Origin of the sequence: Halalkalibacter wakoensis JCM 9140 (assembly GCF_000513095.1) — a bacterium.
GTDB lineage: Bacteria > Bacillota > Bacilli > Bacillales > Bacillaceae_D > Halalkalibacter > Halalkalibacter wakoensis.
This window is the reverse complement of record NZ_BAUT01000161.1, coordinates 1-1408: the sequence shown is the minus strand read 5'-3', so window position 1 is coordinate 1408 and position 1408 is coordinate 1. Positions and strand designations below refer to the sequence as shown.

Below are 1408 nucleotides of genomic sequence, written 5' to 3'. Positions count from 1 at the left end.
TTGAATGTAGTATGAAAAGTGGACATGGCATGTGGCGTAATGTTTTAATCAAAATAACATTACAAAGGACGTGTTCATATGGAGAAAAAGCAAAAGAAATATACTGCTGATTTCAGAGAATTTGTTGCTAAGATGGTCATTAAGGATGGCAAAAAAATTATAGATCTTAGTAATGAGCTTGATGTGCCGTACGATACCTTATCAAAATGGGTATATCGTTATCGTCAAAAGGAAAAGGAAGCGGAACAGAATGCTCAAAGTAAGCTATTGACGGCAAGTGAGTATAAAGACATGTACGAAGAAGAGAAAAGAAGGAGATTAGAATTTGAAGAGGAAATAGACATCTTAAAAAAAGCAATGCACATCTTCACGCAAGAAAAGAACTGAAATTTGCTTTTATTCATTCCTATCGGAATGAACACACCATCAAGAAGATGTGCTCAGTACTAGGTGTGTCTACATCGGGGTATTACCTCTACGTGAAACGTTTGGATAGAGAAGAGACGGAACGAGAGAAACAGAATCGCATATTGGATGAACGGATCAAGTTTCACTACTACGATAATCATGGGACGTATGGGAGTCCTCGTATTTACCAAAAGTTAATAGCTGAGGGTCTTATTGTTTCAGAGAAAAAGGTAGCTAATCATATGCGGGAGTTAGGTCTATATGCTAACCCTCAGATTAACTATGTTCAAACAACTGACTCTGATCATGAAATGACCGTATTCCCAAATGAATTACAACGTAATTTTCAACCAGATTCTCCAGATGAAGTTTGGGCAACGGATCTTACCTATATTCATACTGGAGAAGGGTTTATTTACTTTAATCCTATTTTAGACCTGTATGGAAGAAGATTAATTAGTTATGCCATAAATGACCGTATGGATAAATCTTTACCACTGAAAGCTCTAAATAAGGCTTTAGCTATACGTGAACCGAAACCTGGTTGGATCCACCATTCAGATAGGGGTTCGCAATATTGTTCAAATAAATATATTGAGACGTTGAAGGAAGCAAAAGCTACGATCAGTATGAGTAGGAAAGCAACTCCTTACGATAATGCATGTGTAGAGTCATTTTTTGCATCTATGAAAAAAGAATATCTATGTAGATTTATATTTAAGACAAAAGCCGAAGCGATAGCTGCGGTTGAATTTTACGTAGAGTTTTATAATCGGAAAAGAACGCATTCTACTTTAGGATACGCCACTCCAATTGCGTATGAAATGGCGTATAATTCGGCGTCTCAACAGGACGCCAGTTTAGAGAAAAGTACCTTGGTCTAAAGGATCGGTTCGTTTTTGGAATCGAGGCTTTAGACCGAGGCATCCAAACGAAGTGCGGAAGCGAAAAAGTACGCCACTCCATGTCCGAAATATATCTATTTTATTGACAGAATTCC

The 1408-nt window shown here is 37.4% G+C and carries 2 protein-coding genes; both read left to right on the top strand.

Translation table 11 applies throughout. From position 1 onward, the window contains the following. Positions 1–78: 78 nt before the first annotated feature. Positions 79–387 carry a transposase gene (locus tag JCM9140_RS21940; RefSeq protein ID WP_034751815.1) on the top strand — a complete coding sequence of 103 codons (309 nt, stop codon included), beginning with the start codon at positions 79–81 and terminating at the stop codon, positions 385–387. Continuing rightward, entirely contained in the window at positions 384–1292 is a 909-nt protein-coding gene (locus tag JCM9140_RS21935) for an IS3 family transposase (protein ID WP_235715440.1), read from the top strand. Before JCM9140_RS21940 ends, JCM9140_RS21935 begins: the two co-directional genes overlap by 4 nt. The last annotated feature ends 116 nt before the right edge of the window (positions 1293–1408 follow it).

Bases quoted from the DNA above. Each gene is read 5' to 3' on its own strand.
- JCM9140_RS21940 (WP_034751815.1), top strand. From the start codon at position 79: ATGGAGAAAAAGCAAAAGAAATATACTGCTGATTTCAGAGAATTTGTT.